The organism is Bacillus sp. FSL W8-0645, from assembly GCF_038007905.1.
Lineage (GTDB): Bacteria > Bacillota > Bacilli > Bacillales > Bacillaceae > Bacillus > Bacillus pumilus.
The window spans coordinates 2,307,798-2,323,714 of sequence record NZ_JBBOYC010000001.1; the positions used below are offsets into that span (position 1 = coordinate 2,307,798).

At 42.8% G+C, this 15,917-nt stretch carries 21 protein-coding genes; 3 read left to right on the top strand and 18 right to left on the bottom strand.

The features are described 5' to 3' along the window. Positions 1-37: 37 nt before the first annotated feature. From NST39_RS11770 to NST39_RS11830, 13 genes are all read right to left on the bottom strand, one after another. Positions 38-682 carry a SpoIIIAH-like family protein gene (locus tag NST39_RS11770; protein ID WP_185108582.1) on the bottom strand — a complete coding sequence of 215 codons (645 nt, stop codon included), beginning with the start codon at positions 680-682 and terminating at the stop codon, positions 38-40. After that, positions 682-1,353 (bottom strand): stage III sporulation protein AG, encoded by a 672-nt coding sequence (gene spoIIIAG / locus NST39_RS11775; RefSeq protein WP_012010535.1) that lies wholly within the window; start codon positions 1,351-1,353, stop codon positions 682-684. The genes NST39_RS11770 and spoIIIAG overlap by 1 nt, the downstream gene beginning before the upstream one ends. Further along, positions 1,346-1,978 (bottom strand): stage III sporulation protein AF, encoded by a 633-nt coding sequence (spoIIIAF, locus tag NST39_RS11780; protein WP_044140990.1) that lies wholly within the window; start codon positions 1,976-1,978, stop codon positions 1,346-1,348. The genes spoIIIAG and spoIIIAF overlap by 8 nt, the downstream gene beginning before the upstream one ends. Positions 1,979-1,991: 13 nt before the next feature. Beyond that, positions 1,992-3,185, bottom strand: a complete 1,194-nt coding sequence (gene spoIIIAE / locus NST39_RS11785; RefSeq protein WP_341028536.1) for a stage III sporulation protein AE — start codon at positions 3,183-3,185, stop codon at positions 1,992-1,994. Positions 3,186-3,204: 19 nt separating this feature from the next. After that, positions 3,205-3,618 carry a stage III sporulation protein AD gene (spoIIIAD, locus tag NST39_RS11790; RefSeq protein ID WP_268507988.1) on the bottom strand — a complete coding sequence of 138 codons (414 nt, stop codon included), beginning with the start codon at positions 3,616-3,618 and terminating at the stop codon, positions 3,205-3,207. After that, a complete protein-coding gene (gene spoIIIAC / locus NST39_RS11795) occupies positions 3,615-3,821 on the bottom strand; it encodes a stage III sporulation protein AC (RefSeq protein ID WP_003153142.1) in 207 nt (68 codons plus the stop codon). The genes spoIIIAD and spoIIIAC overlap by 4 nt, the downstream gene beginning before the upstream one ends. 19 nt (positions 3,822-3,840) lie before the next feature. Continuing rightward, positions 3,841-4,356 carry a stage III sporulation protein SpoIIIAB gene (spoIIIAB, locus tag NST39_RS11800; RefSeq protein ID WP_341028537.1) on the bottom strand — a complete coding sequence of 172 codons (516 nt, stop codon included), beginning with the start codon at positions 4,354-4,356 and terminating at the stop codon, positions 3,841-3,843. After that, positions 4,350-5,273, bottom strand: coding sequence for a stage III sporulation protein AA (spoIIIAA, locus tag NST39_RS11805; RefSeq protein ID WP_265208164.1), 924 nt, complete (start codon positions 5,271-5,273; stop codon positions 4,350-4,352). Before spoIIIAA ends, spoIIIAB begins: the two co-directional genes overlap by 7 nt. A gap of 66 nt (positions 5,274-5,339) precedes the next feature. Continuing rightward, a complete protein-coding gene (locus tag NST39_RS11810; RefSeq protein WP_050943774.1) occupies positions 5,340-5,621 on the bottom strand; it encodes a YqhV family protein in 282 nt (93 codons plus the stop codon). A gap of 177 nt (positions 5,622-5,798) precedes the next feature. Beyond that, positions 5,799-6,356 carry an elongation factor P gene (gene efp / locus NST39_RS11815; RefSeq protein ID WP_012010541.1) on the bottom strand — a complete coding sequence of 186 codons (558 nt, stop codon included), beginning with the start codon at positions 6,354-6,356 and terminating at the stop codon, positions 5,799-5,801. A gap of 25 nt (positions 6,357-6,381) precedes the next feature. Beyond that, positions 6,382-7,446: a M24 family metallopeptidase gene (locus tag NST39_RS11820; RefSeq protein ID WP_170966016.1), complete on the bottom strand. Its 1,065-nt coding sequence runs from the start codon at positions 7,444-7,446 to the stop codon at positions 6,382-6,384. Then, positions 7,440-7,883 carry a type II 3-dehydroquinate dehydratase gene (gene aroQ / locus NST39_RS11825; protein WP_003215787.1) on the bottom strand — a complete coding sequence of 148 codons (444 nt, stop codon included), beginning with the start codon at positions 7,881-7,883 and terminating at the stop codon, positions 7,440-7,442. Before aroQ ends, NST39_RS11820 begins: the two co-directional genes overlap by 7 nt. A gap of 108 nt (positions 7,884-7,991) precedes the next feature. Next, positions 7,992-8,519 (bottom strand): YqhR family membrane protein, encoded by a 528-nt coding sequence (locus NST39_RS11830; protein WP_113767417.1) that lies wholly within the window; start codon positions 8,517-8,519, stop codon positions 7,992-7,994. Between the two features lie 222 nt (positions 8,520-8,741). Between NST39_RS11830 and NST39_RS11835 the strand changes: the two genes are divergently transcribed. Both NST39_RS11835 and NST39_RS11840 read left to right on the top strand, forming a co-directional pair. Next, on the top strand, positions 8,742-9,698 hold the full coding sequence (locus NST39_RS11835) for a DUF1385 domain-containing protein (protein ID WP_065098392.1): 957 nt from the start codon (positions 8,742-8,744) through the stop codon (positions 9,696-9,698). A 38-nt stretch (positions 9,699-9,736) separates the two neighbouring features. Next, positions 9,737-10,132 carry an SA1362 family protein gene (locus NST39_RS11840; RefSeq protein ID WP_106065575.1) on the top strand — a complete coding sequence of 132 codons (396 nt, stop codon included), beginning with the start codon at positions 9,737-9,739 and terminating at the stop codon, positions 10,130-10,132. Here NST39_RS11840 and NST39_RS11845 read toward each other — a convergent pair. The 3 genes from NST39_RS11845 to NST39_RS11855 form a co-directional block, all read right to left on the bottom strand. Next, the gene (locus tag NST39_RS11845; protein ID WP_044140985.1) at positions 10,129-11,004 is read right to left on the bottom strand and encodes a patatin-like phospholipase family protein; all 876 of its coding nucleotides are present in this window, start codon (positions 11,002-11,004) and stop codon (positions 10,129-10,131) included. The genes NST39_RS11840 and NST39_RS11845 overlap by 4 nt on opposite strands. Positions 11,005-11,107: 103 nt before the next feature. Beyond that, complete coding sequence (mntR, locus tag NST39_RS11850; protein ID WP_003215946.1) at positions 11,108-11,542, bottom strand: transcriptional regulator MntR; 435 nt, start codon at positions 11,540-11,542, stop codon at positions 11,108-11,110. Between the two features lie 85 nt (positions 11,543-11,627). Further along, complete coding sequence (locus tag NST39_RS11855; RefSeq protein WP_341028544.1) at positions 11,628-12,464, bottom strand: lipoate--protein ligase family protein; 837 nt, start codon at positions 12,462-12,464, stop codon at positions 11,628-11,630. 220 nt (positions 12,465-12,684) lie between these two features. On the opposite strand from NST39_RS11855, the gene NST39_RS11860 reads away from it, so the two are divergent. Then, complete coding sequence (locus NST39_RS11860; protein WP_034620482.1) at positions 12,685-13,065, top strand: rhodanese-like domain-containing protein; 381 nt, start codon at positions 12,685-12,687, stop codon at positions 13,063-13,065. 43 nt (positions 13,066-13,108) lie between these two features. Here NST39_RS11860 and gcvPB read toward each other — a convergent pair whose 3' ends face one another. Then, positions 13,109-14,566 carry an aminomethyl-transferring glycine dehydrogenase subunit GcvPB gene (gcvPB, locus tag NST39_RS11865; RefSeq protein ID WP_106065577.1) on the bottom strand — a complete coding sequence of 486 codons (1,458 nt, stop codon included), beginning with the start codon at positions 14,564-14,566 and terminating at the stop codon, positions 13,109-13,111. Continuing rightward, positions 14,559-15,905, bottom strand: a complete 1,347-nt coding sequence (gene gcvPA, locus NST39_RS11870; protein WP_341028546.1) for an aminomethyl-transferring glycine dehydrogenase subunit GcvPA — start codon at positions 15,903-15,905, stop codon at positions 14,559-14,561. Before gcvPA ends, gcvPB begins: the two co-directional genes overlap by 8 nt. Positions 15,906-15,917: the final 12 nt, after the last annotated feature.

The window sequence follows — 15,917 nt, forward strand, 5'->3', positions numbered from 1 at the left end:
AAAACGCCCTTTACGGCAAAGGGCGCCTGTTCATTTTTTATTCATTGGAGGGCTCAAAAGTGACCGCTACGTTATCAAGACCTCTCATTTCTTTTGTGACCATATCAATAATATCGGCCGCTTGGGACTTTGATTTTTTGTCAGAACGAACTGTGATGCTCACTTTATCTCCCTCTGCACTCACTAGCGCATCTTTATAACCTTTTGTTTTAATTAAGGTTTCGAGCTGACGCTCCGTTCCTTCTGCTTCACTAAGCGCTGTCATTTGGTCATAAGCTTCGCTTTTTTCTTGTGCTGTTGCATCATCACTGGATACGATTTCGTTGAACTCTTCACGCTGTTTGCTTCGTTTATCTTCAAGCTCTAATCTGTATGTTGTAAAAAGCTCATCGTCTGTTTGCTCTGACACAGCCTTTCCTTCTTCACCGCTTGTTTCGATATCCTCTTGTTTACCATTTGTTTCTTTGTCAGTGGACTTCTCATCAGCGCCTTTTTCCGTTCCTTTTTCCGTTCCTTTGTCCATTCCTTTTTCTGGTTCAGTCTTTTTCTCTTCCGTTCCTTTTGATTTCATCTCTTCTACTGTCACTGCATTTTCACCTTGTGGAGACATGATATAGTACACACTTAAGACGACAACTAAACTTAGCATCGTTAATAGCCAAACCGTTTGTTTTTTTAACATCATTCCGAATCCTCCTTGATTTTTTTAGGGGCAACAGCCACTCTATGGCTCGGTACGTCAAGCACTCGTGTAACCGCTTCAATGATGGTTTTCTTTATTTGAACGTTGTCTACTCCTTGAGCAACAACGAGGACACCTCGAATATCTGGTTTTTTCGTTTGCACCACGACTGGCGTTTCTTCATTGCCATTTTTGATGATGACGATTTCTTCTTCTTTTGTTTGATCGGTGACACTTCGCACGCCGCCTTCTTTATCTGTTTCTTCGGTCGTTGTGCTTTTATTGGATTTGTTTTTTTCAAACACTTTTAAAGAAGTTGCGTCTACATTGACCACAATCGATACATCCTCAACGCCAATAATGGTCTCTAAAATTTCTTTCAGCTGATTTTCGTATTCTTGCTCCACATCTTCAATCGAATTCTTTGATTTACTTGACGATGCCGGCTTGAATACCTCCTGCTCTTGTGAGGTTGTTTTTTTAGAAGCAGGAACAGCAGCTTGTTCTTTGCTTGATGGCGGTGACAAGATCTGACTGACTAACATGAAAGATACGCCGATGATGAATACAAGCAGCAAGTAATGGTGCTTCGTTAATTTTGGTTTCCCTTCACCTTTTTCAGGCGGCTGCAAGAATGATTTCAGCTTTTGTTTCCAGTCCTTGTTATTCATGATCTGCTGCGTCACCTCCCTCAATGTTCAGCGCAATGTGCTCAGGACTCGTATTCCAAACATCAGCAAGCGTCTCTTTCACCCTCTTGATCTCTTTGCTAGAAGATCCAGCGCTTTCCTCCTTTTGCCTGGAGAGATCAATGTCCACCTTTGCCACCGTTTCTACAGCATCACCTGTGAGCGGGGAAAGAACTGCTTTGATGCGAAATTGATCCGCCTCCATATTCTGATCCAGGTGCTCTTCATCTGCCAGCACTTCTACGTGTTTCATTTCATAGCTCTCCTTCTCCAGTGGCTCCTTTGCGCTTTTTTCTAGTTGGACAGCCATTTGCTTTAAAATATATGCACGCTGAGAGGCTTGTATTTCTTTTTTTTCTAAATTCATCTGATTTTTTATTTCTTCTGACTGTGCTTCTTCCTTTCCCTTTATCAATTCTGAGAAAATTTGGTCAGGGTCTGCCCGAAATAAAGCAAAAATCGGATTGAGCATCACCACAATCAACAGGAGGCTGACGACCATTTTGGCATATTTTTGCATGCTTGAATTGGGAAGTAGAAGATCAATGACAATCGCAAATAAGATAAAGAGAATAATACTTGTGATCCATTCCGTGAGAAAACTCAAAAGGTGTCCCTCCTTACTTCATCATCATGGTCAGGTTGCCAGCAGTAATAATGACGGTAATGCTTAAAAAGAACATGAGCGACACGACAGCAAGTGCAGCAAAGATATAAAGCACACTTTTAGAAATGACATCAAGGCAGCTGATAATCGGTCCGCCTCCTAATGGTTGAAGAACGGCTGCGGCAAGCTTATATATAAGGGCTAGCGAGAGCACTTTAATCGCAGGGAAAGCGGCAATTGAAATGAGAATAGCGACGCCAACAAGTCCGACCGTATTTTTAAGTAATACAGAGGCACTGATGACGGTATCCGTCGCATCTGTAAACATTCTGCCAAGGACGGGGATGAAATTTCCGGTAATAAATTTGGCTGTACGAAGTGCGATACCATCCGTAACCGCAGCAGATGCACCTTGCACAGAAATGACGCCAAGAAAGACAGTTAAAAAAACGGCTAACCCGCCTATCGCCGCATTTCTTAACAGCTGGGCAAGCTGGGTAACCTTGTATTGTTCAGTCAGCGTACTGACAATGCTCAATATCGCTGATAAAAAAATAAGCGGAAGAACGACATATTGAATAAAAACGCCGCTCGTATTCATTAAAAATAAAATAACGGGATGAAAGAATCCGGCTGAGACAAGCCCGCCTGATGAAGCAATCAGTGCTAATAACAGAGGAATAAGAGCAAGAATAAAACTGGTCATCGTTTGAATGGCTTCTGTTGCATAAGAAATCGCCACATGAAAGCTGTTGAGTGCAATAATGATCAGCACCATATAAACAAGTGCGTATGCGACTTTACTGACAGTGCTTTGTTCAAATGCATTCTGCAAAAGCTGTAAAAGCGAACAAAAGATGGTGAGTAAAATCAGTGTGCCAAGGAGCTTTCCGTTTGCGATGACCTCGTGAAAAAGATAATGAACAAAGGCTTTCAGCCATGTCTGGGGAGACAGCTCTTTATCGCCATCAATCATTTCCTTCACTGTTCCTTTTTGGCTTTCTGGCAGAAAGCCGCCATACTCGTCCAATATGGTTTCCCAAAAGTCACTGATGGAATGAAGCTCAAGTGCATCAGCCTGTCCAGTCGCCACTTCTTCTGCTGCTGGTGCTTCATTTGATAAAGGCTCTTTTTCTTCTGCGCCTGCGTGCGGAGCGATCAGCCAGAAGAAAAGCATCAGTCCCATAACAGCTGTCACCCGTTTCATTGTCATCACCTCTTTTCAATTAAGTCATGGACGGGATCATACCTAAGATGGTCTCAATGATGACTGTTAAAATGGGGACTGCCATGACCAAGATGAGAATTTTGCCGCCAAGCTCTATTTTTGATGCAATGGCGCCTTGTCCAGCATCTTTTGTCAGCTGGGCGCCGAATTCCGCAATATAGGCAATGCCAATAATTTTTAAAATGGTTTCAACATAATTCATATTGACGCCGGCACTTGCCGCAATTTTTTCTATCATCGAGATAATGGCATAGATTTGATCTATTAAATAAAGAAAGATCACACACCCTGTAAATACAACAAGCATAAAGGCGAAGGTTGGCTTTTGTTCTTTGACAATTAATGCTAAAAAAGTAGCGATTAAACCAAGTCCAACAATTTGTATGATGTCGATTTGTAAGCCCTCCCCTATCCTTGGAATAGAAATACGGCTTTAATCTTTTTAAACAAATCATCTACAATGGTTGCCACCATAAACAAAATGTAGATAAACCCAAGCAGTGTGACCCACTGAGCGTACTCCTTTTTCCCCATTTGATCTAAAATCGTATGGAGGAATGCCACAACGATGCCTACTCCCGCAATTTGAAAAATGACGTTTACATCAACGCCCATGCTCTCGACTCCCTTCCTCTCACATCAATAAAAGAATCAGTAGTAATCCGCTTAAAAATCCGAGGCTTCTGACCATTTTTTCATTTTTGGCTTGGGCGATTTCAGCTTCCTTCTCCTCCGATTCCAAATGACCTAAAGCAAGCTTGATATATTTTTGCTGAGACGTGACATCATGCTGGCCAAGTGTTTCTCCAAAGTGCCTCAGTGCCTCATATTCGCCTTTTTTCAAGACGGTTTTTTTCCAAACATCCTCAAGACTCTCATTCCATGCATGCCGTGCAGAAAAGGTTCCAACTTTCAGCTTTTCTGCAAATTGTTCAAATAACCAATTCACAGGAGGACCTACTTGCGACGCAATTTGCTCTGCTGCACGCGCTAGCGGTGTTTGACCATACATAATTTCAGCTTCAAGAGACTGGAGCGCAAACCGGAGCTGCCGAATTTGTTTCGGCCGGTCGCTATATCGTTTGGCAAACTCGAACCCTCCCCAAGTCGTAGCCGCGACAATCAAGATAGCGCCAATGAGCTTTAACATACGTCCACTCCCCGCCTCCATTTCATCTCTTGTCCGTCTTGGTCATATATCCGCCCGATCGTGCCGGGACCGTCCTTGCGATTTAATTCAACATATCGTTCAAACACTCGAAGCTCCCATAACGGCTTCAATGATGGGCGTTTATACACATCTTCAAGTGAATAGCCATGAACGGAAACGATAATGGTGACCCCAGCATGAATCGCTTCTAATAGTGCCTGCACATCCTCGCTTTTTCCGATTTCATCGACAATCATGACCTCTGGACTCATAGACCGAATCATCATCATCAACCCCTCAGCCTTTGGACACGCATCGAGCACATCCACTCGGTGTCCAAACTGGTGCTGCGGCACCCCTCTTATACACCCAGCGATTTCTGAACGCTCATCTATAATGCCTGTTTTTTTAGGAGGAATTGCTTTTGTGCCTGTACTAGCCAGTCTTGCTATATCCCGCAATAATGTTGTTTTCCCTGTTTGCGGTGGACCGATGATCAGTGTATTGCACCAGTGCTCGTCATATAAATAGGGAAGAAAGGGAAGCGCAATCCCGACTTTTTCTTTTGCGATGCGGATATTAAATGAAGAGATATCTCTTAATCCTTTGACAATGCCGTTTTCAACGATCACCTTTCCTGCAAGTCCCACCCGGTGTCCGCCTGAGATGGTGATGTAGCCTTGCTTTAGCTCCTCTTCAAGTGTGTACATACTATAATTGCTCAGCCTGCCTAATAGCTGAGACGCATCTTCTCCTGTTGTGTGATAAGAAAGAAAGCGCGGTTTTCCTCTTTGCATTAATTCAATAGGACGATCCGTGCGAATGCGGATTTCTTCTATTTGATCCCATTCTGCTTCTTTTAGCAGTCTAAGTTCTTGTCCAATCGAGTGCGGGAGAATATCCAACAAACTCCGCAACGAATTCCCCTCCTTTTTTTCTTCTCTAAAATGTATGATGGGAGCCGTTAATTATGCCAAGCCGTTTCACTTATAGATCCCAACAAGAATAAATACGACACCAATGAAAATAAAGACGAGCTTGGCATAGGATAACTGCCCTGCGATTTGATAGATTCCAATCGTCATCGTGATAATAAAAATGAGCGGCCCAATGATCGCCAATATACTATTGATGACAACCGCTTTTCGAACGTCATTTGTGACTAAAATGAGGATGGCGGCCGTCAGTTCAATCGCTGCCGATAAAAACCTCATGCCTGCCATCGCAGCGACTGATGGATGTAGACCTGGGAGAAATTGTTTCATATAGAACCTCCAGCTTTTTTTACACTATATGCTTGTCTAGCTGGAAGTAGTCTTGTTTTTCAGGAAGGAAAAGAGATGAATGAGAGAATTGAGAGAAGGCCTGCCTTTTGGGGAGTCTTACATGTTTTACAATAAAAAAAGACTGTAAACACGAGGTTTACAGTCTTTCTTCATTCATTACGCTCTTGACACGTATGAACCGTCTGATGTATTAATGACTAGTTTATCTCCTTGGTTCACAAAGAAAGGAACGTTGACGATTAAACCAGTTTCTGTTTTTGCAGGTTTTGATCCGCCTGATGTTGTGTCACCTTTAATACCAGGCTCTGTTTCTACTACTTCTAGTTCTACCGTGTTTGGAAGTTCTACTCCAAGTGTTTCAGCACCGTACATCACAATTTGAACCGACATATTTTCTAGCAAATATTTCAGCTCATCTTTAATTTGTGTTTCACTTAGTTCAAGCTGCTCATAAGAACTTGTATCCATGAAGACATGCTGATCGCCATTTGCGTACAAGTATTGCATTGTTTTTGTTTCGATTTGAGCTTTCGCTACTTTTTCGCCTGCACGGAATGTTTTTTCTTGAATAGCACCAGTACGTAGGTTACGCAGTTTCGAACGAACAAACGCTGCGCCTTTCCCTGGCTTTACGTGTTGGAAATCCACTACACGCCAAATACCGCCGTCCACTTCAATTGTCAGGCCTGTACGAAAATCGTTTACTGAAATCATTTTGTCATCCTCCTACATTTCACCATCATAATATGATAAGTTCTTTCGGTGAGTGGGTCAATCGTTTATTGCCGTCAGCTGTCAGGACAATATCATCCTCAATTCTCACGCCGCCGACATCCGGCAAGTAAATTCCCGGCTCAACTGTCACGACCATTCCTTTTTCTAAGACGACCTCTGATCGTGAGGAAAGGCCTGGCGCTTCATGTACTTCCATCCCTAGCCCGTGGCCAGTTGAATGCCCGAAGTATTGACCATAGCCATACTTTTCAATGATGTCACGTGTGATGCGATCAGCTTCTTTTCCTGTTAAGCCTGGCTTGATTCTATCCACACCAGCGTTTTCTGCTTCTAATACGATATGATAAATTTCCTTTAGCTTATCGCTCGGTGTGCCAACAGCAATCGTTCTTGTCATATCAGAACAATACCCTTTATAGTAAGCACCGAAATCGAGTGTGACTAAATCACCAGATTCAATCACCTTTTCACTCGCTCTTCCGTGCGGCAGGCTTGAACGAACACCTGAGGCGACAATCATATCGAATGAAGATCCTTCAGCGCCTTCTTTTCTCATGAAAAATTCAAGCTCGTTCATGACAGCAATTTCCGTCAAGCCCGGCTTGATGTAAGTGAGAATATGATCAAAGGCGTGATCTGCAATCTTCGCAGCTTCCTCTAATATCTTAATCTCTTCACTAGACTTAATCAAGCGCAACTTTTCAACTGATTCTGAGACCGGAACAAGCTCAATATCACCTGCTTTACCTGCATACTGCTGGTAAGTGGCAAATGTCATATGGTTTTGTTCAAACCCAAGGCGTTTGATCCCAAATTCCTTTGCCGTTTGAGCTGCTGTTTCTACGATGTTTCCTTTATGTTCAATAATGTCGAAGCCTTTTACTTGGTCCTTCGCTTGCTCTGTATAACGGAAATCCGTGATAAAAGCTGCCCGGTCCTTTGAAACAACGGCGAGACCGGCTGAGCCAGTAAAGCTGGTCATGTACTGTAAATTAAAGCTGCTCGTAATGACTAGACCATCGATCTCTAATTCAGATAAAAGTGTTCTTAACTTTTCAAGTTTCATGATACTGCTCCCCCTTCACTCACTAAATAACGAATCGCCAATTTATACCCTTCTAAACCAAGACCAACGATTTGCCCTTGGCATACTGGAGCAAGTACAGAATGATGGCGGAATTCCTCTCTCTTATGAACGTTTGAGATATGTACTTCAACAACGGATAAAGAAATACTTGCAATGGCATCTCTTAGGGCATAGCTGTAGTGTGTAAAAGCCCCCGGGTTAAACACGACTCCATCGTACTGATCTTCTGCCTCGTGGAGCGCATCAATCAAATCTCCTTCGTGATTCGATTGAAAGAACGTTAACTGGATATTGGCTCTTTCTGCAAACTGGAACAAATCCGTTTCTAAATCTGTCAGCGTCTTACTTCCGTAAACAGCCGGCTCTCTTTTGCCAAGCCTATTTAAATTGGGCCCATTCAGCACAAGAAAATGAGGCATACAACCACTCCTTCACCCTAATTCAATCTATATCGAGATCTGTTTCTTTTTTCTTAGAAACCTTTCGTTTCCAAAAATATTTTATCATATGAATAGGTGATTTACACTTTATTCTGTCTTTTTCCCGAGTGCCCTCGCAAGCTTTTGACTCGTTAATTCATTATATTCAAACGAAATACTGTACCCGACAAACATGCCGTATAAAATATATAGACAAAATGTCGTGACGATGGTGCTTTGCTGCAAATCCTGGACTTGCTTTACATCTGGGAAAATGGGATTAAATACGTAAAAAACGAGCAGCCATAAAATTGCGCCATATATCAGCCCCATCCAATAGCCTTTGATCCGTTTCAAAAGCCCATAATAAATAAAGGCTGCTCCGATCGATAAAACCCCTAAAAGTACAATACTGATAAAAGTACCAAGTCCGCCCTTTTTCCACTCTCCGAGCACAAAAGGCTGAAGGAGCATATTGGGACTCACCTCTGAGAAATGAAACATATGGGTCAGAAACCCGATAAAGCCCCAAAAAACACCGCCAACAAAGCCTGTCGCAGCTGCTCTTGCCAACAGCGATGACGTTTGTACAGCCTGATTTTTTTCTTCTTGGTTTTTCTTTTCATCACGTTTCATTTGTGAACACCTCCAGCAAGTAGTATGTCCAAAATGTCATGAATAAAAAGGATTCCATCCGTGAGTGTAAAATTTTTATAACAGGGTATACTGGCTAAAAAGAGGTAGATAGAATTCTAGTAGATAATCGACCTGTGAGCTAGTGATTTCCCCTCATTTCCTGTACAATAAAGGTATAAGGAAAAGCATGTAAATTACAGGAAACAGGCAGGTTGATGAAATATGTCCAATCAAACAAAACCTCCAGCATATGGAGGGCAGGCAGTTGTCGAAGGTGTCATGTTCGGAGGTAAAAAGAACTATGTGACAGCGATTCGGCGAAAGGATCAGTCCATTGAGTTTTTGAAGCTTCCCCGGACCTCCAATAAACGAACCGCCTTTCTCAAGAAAATCCCCTTTGTCAGGGGTGTTGCTGCACTTGTTGAAGCAAGCGCAAATGGCAGTAAGCACTTAAACTTCTCCAGCGAGCGCTATGACTTAGATCCTTCAGAAGATCATACTCTTGAAAAAGAACAAAAAAGCTCGAAATTATCTATGATTTTCGGCATTGCTGTGATCGGAGTTCTCTCTCTTCTCTTTAGTAAATTTGTCTTTACCCTAGTACCTGTCTTTTTAGCTGAACTTGTGCGGCCCGTCTTTTCAGGGAATTTCGCACAAATTGCAGTGGAAACATTCTTTAAGCTGGTCCTGTTATTAGGCTATATTTACTTTATTTCCATGACCCCTTTAATTAAAAGGGTATTTCAATATCATGGCGCAGAACATAAAGTCATAAACTGCTATGAACAGAATCTTGACATCACAGTGGAAAATGTCCAAAAACAATCACGGCTTCATTATCGATGCGGTAGCAGCTTTATTTTATTCACTGTCATTGTCGGAATGTTCGTCTATTTACTCGTACCGACAGATCCTTTATGGGTGAGAATTCTGAATCGCTTGGCGCTCATTCCGGTTGTTCTCGGCATTTCATTTGAAGTGCTTCAGCTTACGAACAAACTCCGAGAAGTGCCTGTGCTGAAAGTGCTTGGCTATCCTGGTCTTTGGCTACAATTGCTCACAACAAAAGAACCCTCTGACGATCAAGTCGAGGTAGCCATTGCAAGTTTTAATGAACTTCTTCGTTTAGAGGAAGCGTCTGAGAAACAAGCGTCAGATTCTGCTCATCAAGTGATCTAACTTATAAATCCGGTAAATTCCTTCGGAGGTGGACAGTTATGAATCGCCGAGTACATCCTGCTTTTACCATTATTTTCGCTTTAGGTATTTTGGGATTTGTGTATTTACTCACAACGAATCCAGGCAGACTTTTTACAATGCTGCTATCAGTTGTGATCATTGGAGCGGTTATGTTCTTCCTATTTAGATGGCTGATGAATCGAAGAACTGGAACAGAAGGCAATCTTTATCGTAAAGCAGTCAAACAATCGAAACGTCGCTACCAGCAGCCTAAACCAAAAACGAAAAGCCAGATGAAAAATCGGGTCACTCATTTGCGAAGCGTGCCGACTGACCACAAGTCTAAGCCCGTCCTTCTCAAAAAGAAAAGCCAAACACAGTTAACTGTGATTGAAGGCAAGAAAAACAAAAAGAAGAATCGCGCTTTGTTTTAAAATGTCCAGCTTTTTAAAAATTGCTCGGCCTTCTGTCTGCCTAGATCGACGAGCGCCTTTTTCTTTTCTGTCATTAGCTGAAAATCTGTGGCAATGACGTGTTCTACAGGAATAAAAATAACATGACGTTCGTGTTTTGTGGCAATGTGTCTTTCGTCATGAGCTCCACGCATCGTTTCAAAAAGAGCGCCAAACAGTTCAAACGCATTGCGGATGGAGTGTTGAGGGCGTTCTTTTTCGTTTGGGGTTAATGTGACACCGACGAATGGTCTTTTTTTCTCTTCGGCAAACAACCAAATTGGAAAATTGCTAAGCACGCCTCCATCCACAATGGTACAAATGCCTTTTGATGACTTTAGTTTGACAGGCTCGAAAAAATACGGCAGACTGCAACTCATCCGGATTGCCCTTGCAACAGAAAAGCGCTCTGAATTTAAGCCGTATGAAGGAAGGTCGTCTGGTAGAACGAGGATTTTCCCATTTGTTAAATCAGAGGCAACAATTTTCAGCGAATCTTTTTTGAGATCCCCAAATACGGTGACCCCCTTTCGTTTCAACACATCTGTCAGCCATTTTTCCAGCCGGTCGCCTTTGTACAGACCGAGGCGCCAGTAAATGGAGACCCACCTAAGCATTTTAAACGGAATGAATTGACATCTCCTATCAAGCAAGTGATGTTCATCCATTTCATCTAAAAGCTCCCGAATCTCCTGACTTGTAAAGCCTGCTGCGATGAGTGAAGCAATGATCGCTCCAGCACTTGTACCAGCAAGGCGGACAAATTGAAATCCTCTTGCTTCAAGCGCTTCATAGGCACCCGCAAGTGCTGCCCCTTTAATGCCTCCACCTGAGAACACACCATCTATCTTCATCAAGGAGCCCCCTTTGATATCACGCTATTAATAGTGTAAGAGCATATGCTTTCAATTAGAACTTTAATCAAAAAGGACACCCTCAGCATGGGTGTCCTTTTTCTTAAGATTCTTGATTTGTTTGTTCGTTTTTCTTTTGAATCGCTTTCAGCTGAACAGATCGCTCGTCGTTTTCTTCAAAGAATTGAACGAGATCGCCGATGCGGTCAATGCTGTTCCAGCTGAGATGATGTTCAATGCCTTCTACATCATCATAAATTTTCTCTTCATCTACACCAATGATTCTTAAAAATTGCTCTAGCAGTTCATGTCTGTATACGAGACGTTTTCCAATTTTTTTGCCTTTCGGGGTTAAAATTAGACCACGATACTTCTCATAAATGAGGTATTCATCTTTATCTAGCTTCTGAACCATTTTTGTTACAGAGGAGGGATGGACAGCGAGTGCTTCTGCAATATCAGAGACTCTAGCATATCCTTTTTCTTCTATCAGCATATATATTTGTTCAATGTAATCTTCCATACTAGGTGTAGTCATAAAACCCCTCCATAATGCACCTTTACTTAATAATCATAACAATTCTACACCATCGCCCATTAAAAAACAAGGAGTGTCCTTTGTCCTAACGCTTGTAATTCCACTCGTCTGAGGCATATTTCGTTTTGGCAAGATGGTGGACAAATGCTAACTCTTCATCTGTCAGCTCATAAGGTATAAGCTCAATATTTAATCCTTTTTCAAATCCTCGTTTAAACGCCACACGCGCATCGTCTATTGTACAAGTTCGGTCTGAGATTTCATTGATGGCGACCGCTTTGTTTTTAAAGCTTCTCTGCATCCGCTCTCTCACACGGTCGTTTGGATATAGAAATAAATCGAACAGTTTGTCCTCATCAAGGTCAATTAAGATGGAGCCGTGCTGGAGGATCACTCCTTTTTGTCTCGTTTGAGCACTGCCTGCTACCTTTCTGCCTTCTACGACAAGCTCGTACCAGGAAGGGGCATCAAAGCATACAGACGATCTTGGATTTTTTAAGCTTTCTTTTTCTTTATCTGTTCGAGGAATGGCAAAATACGCATCGAGTCCCAGTTCTTTAAAGCCCTCTAAAATGCCTTCTGAAATGACGCGGTACGCCTCTGTCACCGTCTCCGGCATTTCTGGATGTTCTTCTGACACAATGACGCTGTAGGTCAGCTCCTGATCATGAAGAACCCCCCGCCCTCCAGTCGGTCTGCGGACAAACCCAAGGCCATAGCGCTCGACTGCTTCCATGTTGATTTCTTTTTCAACATGCTGAAAATACCCAACAGACAATGTCGCAGGATTCCATCCATAAAAGCGGATGACAGGCGGGATAAGCTTCTCACTATGCCAATAAAGCAAGGCTTCATCCATTGCCATGTTAAAGGCAGGGTCTTGATTTCCTGTATCAATGAAACACCATTTCTCTTTTTGCATATAAAAATCCCTTCTCTTTTACGTAGTCAATGTTAGATGATGGTCATGGCCACCGATATTCTCTCTTCATCAGTCTATCAAATAGGGAACGAATTGAAAATAATTCTTACCATTTATGATGACAAGTTTCTTTTGCTTTACTATAATAGTATTTGTCTAAAACGTACCATCAGACAGGCCACTGTGCTGATGCTCAAGAAGGAGTCGAGTTGTATTGTCAATGTTCAACTATATCGTCCTCTCACTTTGTGGACTTTTCGTTCTTTATTCTGTCGGCAGCTACATTTATCAGCAGCGCATTATGAAAACGCTGACGGAAGAAGAATTTATTAAAGGTTACCGCAAAGCTCAACTCATTGATGTGAGAGAGCCAAACGAGTTTGATGGCGGACATATTTTAGGGGCAAGAAACATCCCCCTTTCCCAGCTAAAACAGCGCAAAAATGAAATTCGTCCTGACAAGCCTGTTTATCTCTATTGCCAAAACAATTTGAGAAGCGGAAAAGCAGCGCAAACTTTACGTAAAAACGGCTGTCGTGAGATTTATAATTTAAAAGGCGGCTTTAAAAAATGGGGCGGCCGCATCAAAACGAAGAACTAACAAAAAAGACTCTGGGAGCATGATCCCCCTGAGTCTTTTTTCTTTATCTTTCAAAAACGAGAACTGGATTTCGCGCGGCCTTTGTTTCGTCCATTCGTTTGACAACCGTCGTATGCGGCGCTTCCTGTACCACTTCTGGATTCTCTTCTGCTTCTTTGGCAATCTGAATCATCGCTTCGATGAAGGCATCAAGAGTTTCTTTTGATTCTGTTTCAGTTGGTTCAATCATGATACATTCCTCTACATTGAGCGGGAAGTAGATCGTTGGCGGATGATAGCCAAAATCAAGTAATCGTTTGGCAATATCCAGTGTACGCACACCTAATTTTTTCTGACGTTTACCTGAAAGGACAAATTCATGCTTACAGTGACGGTCAAATGGCAAATCGAAATGAGTACTTAAGCGGCGCATCATATAGTTCGCATTTAACACGGCATTATCAGTTACAGCCTTTAAGCCGTCTGGACCCATAGAGCGAATATACGCATATGCTCTGACGTTAATGCCGAAGTTACCATAGAACGGCTTCACGCGGCCAATTGATTCTGGTCGATCATCATCGAAGTAAAAGCGGCCTTCTTTCTTCACAAGCACCGGCTTTGGCAAGTACGGGATCAAATCTTTTTTTACGCCTACAGGACCTGAACCAGGGCCTCCGCCTCCATGTGGACCTGTAAAGGTTTTATGAAGATTTAAGTGAACAACGTCAAAGCCCATATCCCCCGGTCTTGCTCTGCTCAAAACGGCATTCAAGTTGGCTCCGTCATAATAAAGTTTGCCACCAGCTCCGTGAACGACTTCAGCCATTTCTAAAATATTTTCTTCGAATAGGCCGAGTGTATTCGGATTCGTCAGCATTAAAGCCGCAGTTTCTTCATTGACAACACGGCGCAGATCCTCTAAATCAACAAGCCCATTCTCATCAGATGCGACGGTAATGGTTTCAAATCCAGCCACTGTCGCAGATGCTGGGTTCGTTCCATGGGCAGAATCCGGCACAATGACTTTTGTTCGCTTAAGATCTCCTCTTGCTTCATGGTACGCACGGATCATCATGAGTCCTGTCCATTCTCCGTGTGCTCCTGCCGCAGGTTGTAATGTCACAGCATCCATCCCCGTAATTTCTTCAAGATGATCACCTAGGTCATACAGCAATTCTAATGCTCCCTGCACAGTGTCTGCCTCTTGTAGTGGATGGACTTGCGCGAAGCCTGCAAGACGTGCAACCTTTTCATTAATCTTTGGATTATATTTCATCGTACAAGAGCCAAGAGGATAAAATCCGGAATCGACCCCATGATTGCGTCTTGATAATGCTGTATAATGACGCATGATATCAAGCTCAGATACTTCAGGAAGCTCAGCATCCTCATGGCGGATGTACGCCTCATCAAATAAGGACGGGATCTCCTGTTCAGGTACATCTAAATCAGGCAGGCTATAACCAATTCTTCCTTCTTTGGATAATTCAAAAATAAGCGGCTGATCTTGTTTATTCATGGCGATCCCCCAATTCCTTCATGAACGTATCAATTTCTTCTTTCGTTCTTAGCTCTGTCACGGCGACAAGCATGTGATGTTGAAGCTCTGGGTAGTCTCTCCCTAAGTCATAGCCGCCGATGATTCCTTTTTCAAGCAAACGTTTATTGGCTTCTTTCACAGGTTCTTGTAATTTGATGACAAATTCATTGAAATGGGCCCCTTCTACATCAGCAAGCAGTCCATATGCTTTTGCCTGCGTCTTCGCATAGTGGGCTTTTTGTACGTTTTGATACGCAATGTCTTTGATGCCTGTTTTTCCGAGTGCTGTCATGGCAACGGAAGCGGCTAATGCATTTAATGCCTGATTCGAACAAATATTGGACGTCGCTTTATCTCTCCGAATATGCTGCTCACGCGCTTGAAGGGTTAGTACAAACCCACGAACACCATTTTCGTCTTCTGTCTGCCCGACTAAACGACCTGGCACTTTTCGCATCAACTTTTTCGTCACAGCAAAATATCCGCAATGCGGCCCGCCAAACGCTGCTGGAATACCAAACGGCTGTGCATCACCAACGACAATGTCTGCTCCAAGTTTTCCTGGCGGCGTCAGTAACCCGAGTGCAAGTGGATTACTAGAGACAACGAACAGACTTTTCCCTTGATGGGCAATAGGTTCAATGTCTTTTAATGGTTCGACGACACCAAAAAAGTTTGGATATTGCACAAGAACTGCTGCTGTATCTTCGCAGACAGCTTTTTCTAATGCTGCTAGGTCCGTCTGCCCTTTTTTCGCAGGCACTTCAACAACTTCGATGTGCTGTCCTTTGGCATATGTTTTTAGCACGGCTCTTGCTTCAGGGTGAACCGTTTCAGAAACAACCACTTTTTTCTTTTTTGTATGCCCAGCAGCTAGCATTGCCGCTTCAGCTAATGCTGTCCCGCCATCATACATCGAGGAGTTAGCAAGATCCATACCTGTCAGCTCAGCAATCATTGTTTGAAATTCAAAAATGGCTTGTAGTTCACCTTGCGAAATCTCCGGCTGATAAGGTGTGTATGCTGTATAAAATTCAGAACGTGAGATGACATGATCCACAATGACAGGCTGGTAATGATCATATACACCGGCACCAAGAAACGATGCATAGGAGACCGTATCTTTATTCTTTGCAGCTAATCGGGATAATTCCCTTACAAGCTCTGTTTCAGATGCGGCTGCTTTAATGTTGTATGCTCCTTTAAATCTCACTTTTTCTGGGATATCTGAAAAAAGCTCATCAATCGACTGAACGCCGATGACATCCAGCATTTCTTTTTGATCTTGCTCGGTTTGCGGCAAATACCTATGCTTCATCCTCTATTCCCC